Origin of the sequence: Pedobacter agri PB92 (genome assembly GCF_000258495.1) — a bacterium.
Taxonomy (GTDB): Bacteria; Bacteroidota; Bacteroidia; order Sphingobacteriales; family Sphingobacteriaceae; genus Pedobacter; species Pedobacter agri.
Genome location: NZ_AJLG01000227.1, coordinates 1 through 6,486, shown reverse-complemented (window position 1 = coordinate 6,486; position 6,486 = coordinate 1). Strand labels below are relative to the sequence as shown.

The window sequence follows — 6,486 nt, the reverse complement described above, 5'->3', positions numbered from 1 at the left end:
TTTTTCCTACAGAAAAATTAAGGATTGGTTATGGCTATGATTTTTCAATCGGCCCGCTGCAAGGTTACAGTGGTGGAACACATGAGATTTCAATATCATATTCTTTCATCAAACCGAACATCAGACTGGCCACCCCTCGGGTTTTTTAAGCCATAATAAATTAGTAATTTTGGGATCTATCCAACAATATATAATGAAGAAAATTTTACTGAGTTCATGCTTCTCTTTATATTGTTTATTTGCAGTGCAAATTGATGCAAAAGCACAATATGTGTTAAAAGATGCAGATAAGCAATACGAACTTTACAACTACGCTAAAGCTGTAGATTTATACGAACAAGCTTACAAAAAGAAAGAAAGTTTGCATGCTGCCGAGCGTTTGGCTGCTGCCTATGCTTATATGAATGATTATAAACAGGCAGAAAGCTGGTATGCCATTGCATCGAAAATGTCGGGAAGCAAACCAGAAAATATTTTGGGTTATGCAAAAGCATTGCAGAGCAATTCTAAGTATAGCGAAGCCAAAGTCCAGTATCAGGCTTACATCGACCAGAAAAAGGATGTGACTGAAAGGCAAAAAGATGTTTGGCTTTCTTCATGTGATTCGGCAGTAAAATGGATGAAAAACCCTAAAAAAGTTGAATTGATAAATGAGAAAGCGTTAAACAGCACTCAGTCTGACTGGGGCGCTACCACTTATCAAGGTGGGGTAGTTTTCACTTCAGACCGAACCAATACCGGTTTTGAATCAAAAGAAAGTTCTCCTTTTTTAAAGTTCGATGGTGCTAAAACACCCGATAAGAAAATTTACGGATGGACTGGAAATGGCTATCTGAAATTATACATCAAGCCATCTCCAAAAGATAGTTTGGCCTTGTTCCCAATTAAAACCGGCACCAAATATCATGTCGGTTCTGCCACTTTTACGGCCGATGGAAATACGATGTATTTCACCATGACGCCAATTCCTGATGATCTGGAAAAAGTGAAAAATAAGCCGAGCACGGTAAATGTAGAAATTTACAGCAGCACAAAAGGAGCCGATGGAAAATGGGGTGAACCGGTTGCTTTTCCTTATAATGATGTAAATAAATATTCCGTTGGTGATCCATTTATTTCAACCAGTGGAACCAGTCTTTACTTTGCTTCGAACATGCCGGGCGGTAAAGGTGGTACTGATATTTATGTTTCTTTAAAAACTGATGCAGGCGAGTGGGGAAAACCAATCAACTTGGAAGAAATTAATACTACTGGTAACGAACGCAGCCCGGTTTTTGATGCGAATAATAACTTATTTTTTGCCAGTGATGGTTATGTGGGCATGGGTGGATTGGATGTTTTCAGGGCATTAAGAGATGGTGCCGGCATCGGCAAAATTGAAAACATGGGTTATCCTTTCAACTCTCCTCAGGATGATTTCGGCTTCAGCTTGAATGAAAAAGGAGGCATTGCTTACCTTTCATCAAACCGCAACAATGGTTTAGGTAATGATGATATCTATAGCATCGATCAAAAAATGATCATTGCTTTCAAGCTAGAAGGAACAGTGTTCGATAAGAAAACCAATCAGCCTATTCCAAATGCATTGGTAACACTTGCAAAAGTAAATGGTGGAACTGTAAAAACGGAAGCTGATGAAGATGGAAATTATCAATTCAATCTGGCAGCAGAAACGGAATACAATGTAATCGGGGAGAAAACAAACTACCGTTCAGATAGTGAGAACCTGGCTACCATCGGATTAAAAACATCAGAGGTGTTAAAACAAGATTTACATTTAGAGCCTGTCGAAATCAATAAAGCTATCAGATTGGAAAATATTTATTACGATTTCGATAAATGGAACATTCGTCCAGATGCAGCTGTCGAATTAGATAAACTGGTTAAAATTATGTTGGATAATCCAACCATTTGGATTGAACTTGGCTCGCATACCGATAGCCGTGGTAAAGATGCTTACAACCTATCATTATCTCAAAAAAGAGCAGAATCTGCAGTTCAGTACATCATTTCAAGAGGTATAAACAAAAACAGAATTACTGCCAAAGGTTACGGTGAAACTCAATTATTAAATAAATGTGCCAACAATGTTCAATGTAGCGATGCTGAACACCAGTTGAACCGAAGAACAGAATTCAAAATCGTTAAGCAATAATTAAAATTAAGGTTAACAAATAGATTTATTTTTTATTGCCCCTGATGGAAATCAGGGGCATTTTCGTTTAATCAACAGTGAAATTTCAGTCCTTAAACAAGGTTGTGATTACGATTGGATTTACTGATAAACATTTTAAGCTTTTCCATGTTAATTGAGGCATGGATAAACTTCAACGAAGCGTTTATATACTTTTACTAATTGCGCTAATTTTTGGAATACTTTACTTTGCCAGCTCATTTCTTATTCCATTAGCATTGGCCGCAGTTTTCTCCATGCTTTTCATTCGTCTGAGTAATTTTCTTGAGTCTAAAAAAATCAATAGGGCGGTAGCGTCACTAATTTGTATATTAATTTTCGTTGCTGCCATTGGTTTAATTGTTGGGTTATTGTACTGGCAAATGGGCAGTTTGACTGAGAACATTGATGAAATGAAATCAAGATTAACCAACATGATTCAGGATGTGCGTTCGTGGCTGAATCAAAGCGTTGGTATTGATAAAAATCAGCAAAAAGAAATTATTAAACAGGGTAACAGCCAAACCGGTGCAGTAATTGCTGGCTTTGCCGTAAACCTGGCAAGTATTGGGGTAAGCACCATTTTAGTGTTGGTGTATATGTATCTGTGCTTATATTATCGGGCACACATTAAAAATTTTATTTTGAAACTGGTTCCAGATAATCAGGAAGATAAAACAGCGCATATTGTGCATGAAAGTGGTTTAATTGCGCAAAAATATCTAAGTGGTTTAGGTGCAATGATCGGGGTACTCTGGGTGATGTATGGCATTGGTTTTAGCATTGTGGGTGTAGAAAGTGCCATCTTTTTCGCAGTGCTCTGCGGCATATTAGAAATTATTCCCTTTGTCGGAAACCTGACGGGAACGAGTCTGACCGTTTTAGCAGCAGTGGCGCAGGGAGGAGATTCGAAAATGATTATCGGCGTATTAGTGGTTTACGCCGTTGTGCAACTGGTACAAACTTATATTTTAGAGCCGCTAATTGTAGGCGAACAAGTAAATATTAACCCCTTGTTTACCATCATGGCAATTGTTGGGGGCGAGTTTGTTTGGGGCGTTGCCGGGATGATTTTGGCCATTCCACTATTGGGTATTGTGAAGATTATTTGTGACCGTGTCCCTGTTCTTCAGCCCTACGGTTTTCTCATTGGTCCGGCAAAACCTGTAGTTAGAAAAAGAAATATATTTAAAAGAAAAGCTTAGTTTATACAATAGAGATGAAGAAAAAAATACTCATTATAGATGATGATAATGACCTGCAGGAGATATTTCCGCTGATGTTTCAGCACAAAGATTACGAGTTAAAATCATTATTTGATGTGGAGCACATAGATCAGGTTATTAAAGATTATCTCCCTGATTTGATCCTGCTTGATATCTGGATTGGAAAAATTGATGGCAGAGTAGTCTGTAATTATTTGAAGAGTCATGCAGAAACTGTTGACATTCCCATTCTGCTCATTTCTGCTGTAGAGATTGATATTGATGATGTGCATTGCCAGCCCGATGCGATTATGCAAAAGCCATTTGAAATGGAAGAATTGATCAGCACAATGGATGAGCTTTTGTCTGAATAGCCTCAGCAATATCTTTGTATAATCAAGGTCATATAATCAGGAAAGCAATACATGTCATCCATTTAAAGGATATTTTTGTGCTTTGATATTATACAAAGCCGCAACATGGATACCAGCACTTTAAAACATATTCCTTATTCAGTTCTTGATCTTGCCACCGTTTTAGATGGCTATACCGCTGCCGATACTTTTAAAACCAGTTTGGAAATTGCCCAACAATCTGAAGCGTTGGGTTACAAACGTTACTGGTTTGCAGAGCACCACAACATGGCAGGAGTAGCCAGTTCGGCCACAGCCATTCTTATTGGATTTATTGCCGGTGGTACCCAAAGCATTCGGGTAGGTTCTGGCGGAATTATGTTGCCCAACCATTCGCCGCTTATCGTTGCTGAGCAGTTTGGTACCTTAGCATCACTTTATCCAAACCGTATAGATTTGGGTTTAGGCAGGGCGCCCGGCACCGATCAGGTTACGGCGATGGCCATCCGCGGCGAAAATTTCCATGCTGCACATAATTTCCCCAAAGATATAGATCGTTTACACCAATTGTTCTCTGCTGATAATGCAGGATCAAAAGTGAGGGCCATTCCTGGTGAAGGACTGGATATCCCGATTTGGGTGTTGGGATCGAGTACTGACAGTGCCAGGTTAGCTGCCGAAAAAGGTTTGCCTTACGCCTTCGCCAGTCACTTCGCACCGGCACTATTTGAACAGGCCGTTTCGATATACAAAAATAATTTCAGGCCATCTGAATTTCTGGATAAACCTTATGTAATGGCTTGCGTAAATGTTGTTGCTGCTGATACGGATGATCAGGCCGAATTGTTATCGAGTTCTGTGAAAAGAATGTTTTTGGGTGTAATTACAGGAAGAAGAGAACGTTTAAAGCCTCCTGTTGAAAACATCAATTCTTATTGGGATCAGCTGGAAAAAGAGGCTGTAGAGCAGATGCTTTATTATTCTTTCATTGGAAGTAAAGAGACCATCAAACTCAATTTATCGGCATTTGTTTCCAAATTTGGTGTAGATGAAATTATGAGTACTTCGCATATTTATGATCATGAGGCGAAATTGTACTCCAATAAATTGTTTGCCAGCATTTTTGAATAATCTGTAGATCTTACTTTACCCGGTAGTTGTCTATAGCGATTACCCATTCATCGTGGCCGCATATTCCGCATTTAAGAGGTGCTTTTGTTTCCACATGGTCTACATTTCCACAGAAGGCGCATGCATAATGTTGATCTGGTGATGGTGTTTTGGTTTTATCGGCGAATAGTGCTGGCAAAATGGGTAAGCCATGGCGTACCTTCTCATCGGGATAAAAATAAATGCTTAAGGTGCCTGATGTTTCCAAAATAGCTGTTTCTACCTGACCAAGATGCGAGATACTTTGTTGTCTCATTTCAGCAAAAAATTCATCTTGTGCCAACGCTTCTTTTTTAAATTCTTCAGTATTAAAGCGTCCGTCTTTGATCAGGTAAACACATTTACCTTCAATCAGGTCATCTAATTTTTCATTTTTAGCAGTAAGGTAGGTGGTTAACCGATAGGCACCTACAATAATGAAAAATATTATGACCGGTACCAGCAAGCCGATTTCTTTGTAAAACATCGGGTCGCCGGCTGCAGAACCTAAGCTGATGATCACCACCAGTTCGAAAACGGAAAGTTGCCTTACACCACGTTTCCCTAAAAGCCTTAAGCCAATAAGGATGATGAAATACATGATGAAAGTGCGGAGTGCAATCTCCAGCATAAATTCCCAGTTTTCCTCTCCAATGAAGAAATTTTTCCAGTCGATGTTTAATATCATAGCCTAATTTATAAGGCTATAACAACCAGATCTGGAAAACGATTTGAGAATTGAGATAATTTTTATTTGGATGGCCTTCTACGCCAAAATAATTTCAGATTGGAAACCTGGATTGTTGTATATTCGACATGCTTTTTAAACATGTCGAATAGTTAAAAGGAATGTTTAATATGATTTTAAAGCTTCTGCACCAGCGGTTGCAACTTCATGGTCTTGATCAACCGTTCCGCCTGAAACGCCTATAGCACCGATGATGGTACCGCTTTCATCTTTCAATACTACGCCACCAGGAAATGTGATCAGGCCACCGTTTGAATGTTCGATATTATATAAGGGTTGTCCTGGTTGCGATAATTTTCCAATTTCTCCGGAATTCATATCAAAGAAACGGGCAGTTTTCGCTTTTTTTATCGAGATATCGATTGATCCCAGCCAGGCATTATCCATCCTGTGAAATGCTTTTAAGTTCGCACCTTCATCCACAACAGCAATGTTCATGGGTACACCAATTTCTTTTGCCTTGGCCTTAGCGGCCGACGATAATTTTTCTACAATCTCTAATGTTAAACTCATCATATTTATCTTGGTTAAGTGTATTTGATTAACATTATTCGCTGCTTATTGTTCTGATTATGAATGGTATTTAATATTCCAGATCAGAGTATTGATCAAGTTCTTTTGTAAAAAAAAATCTCCGATAATTAAACCGGAGATTCTTATTAAGCTTTAACTCTTTTCACTTTTCCTTCTGCCTTTTCAGGAATTTGAATCGAAAGAATGAGGTCGATGCTCTCTGAGTTTGTTTCATAATCAGCAGCTATTTTTTCCCATCTCTTGAGCTCAATTTGCAGGTTTTCAATTTCTTTACCTAAAGATTCTATTTTGCTCTGAATTGATTTTCTAACGTTCGTATTTGCC

The 6,486-nt window shown here is 38.7% G+C and carries 8 protein-coding genes; 5 read left to right on the top strand and 3 right to left on the bottom strand.

Translation table 11 applies throughout. From position 1 onward, the window contains the following. Positions 1–23: 23 nt before the first annotated feature. From ON09_RS25310 to ON09_RS21580, 5 genes are all read left to right on the top strand, one after another. A complete protein-coding gene (locus tag ON09_RS25310; protein ID WP_262495847.1) occupies positions 24–149 on the top strand; it encodes a hypothetical protein in 126 nt (41 codons plus the stop codon). A gap of 44 nt (positions 150–193) precedes the next feature. Further along, entirely contained in the window at positions 194–2,155 is a 1,962-nt protein-coding gene (locus tag ON09_RS21595; RefSeq protein ID WP_010603155.1) for an OmpA family protein, read from the top strand. 161 nt (positions 2,156–2,316) lie between these two features. Next, on the top strand, positions 2,317–3,378 hold the full coding sequence (locus tag ON09_RS21590) for an AI-2E family transporter (RefSeq protein WP_010603154.1): 1,062 nt from the start codon (positions 2,317–2,319) through the stop codon (positions 3,376–3,378). A 14-nt stretch (positions 3,379–3,392) separates the two neighbouring features. Continuing rightward, entirely contained in the window at positions 3,393–3,752 is a 360-nt protein-coding gene (locus ON09_RS21585; RefSeq protein ID WP_010603153.1) for a response regulator, read from the top strand. A gap of 105 nt (positions 3,753–3,857) precedes the next feature. After that, the gene (locus tag ON09_RS21580; RefSeq protein WP_010603152.1) at positions 3,858–4,862 is read left to right on the top strand and encodes an LLM class flavin-dependent oxidoreductase; all 1,005 of its coding nucleotides are present in this window, start codon (positions 3,858–3,860) and stop codon (positions 4,860–4,862) included. Positions 4,863–4,872: 10 nt separating this feature from the next. On the opposite strand, the gene ON09_RS21575 is transcribed toward ON09_RS21580, so the two are convergent. From ON09_RS21575 to ON09_RS21565, 3 genes are all read right to left on the bottom strand, one after another. Beyond that, the gene (locus tag ON09_RS21575; RefSeq protein ID WP_010603151.1) at positions 4,873–5,568 is read right to left on the bottom strand and encodes a DUF421 domain-containing protein; all 696 of its coding nucleotides are present in this window, start codon (positions 5,566–5,568) and stop codon (positions 4,873–4,875) included. A 165-nt stretch (positions 5,569–5,733) separates the two neighbouring features. Continuing rightward, positions 5,734–6,144 (bottom strand): GlcG/HbpS family heme-binding protein, encoded by a 411-nt coding sequence (locus ON09_RS21570; RefSeq protein WP_238533767.1) that lies wholly within the window; start codon positions 6,142–6,144, stop codon positions 5,734–5,736. Positions 6,145–6,287: 143 nt separating this feature from the next. Then, positions 6,288–6,486: hypothetical protein (locus ON09_RS21565; protein WP_010603149.1), on the bottom strand; the 199-nt coding region annotated here is incomplete at its 5' end.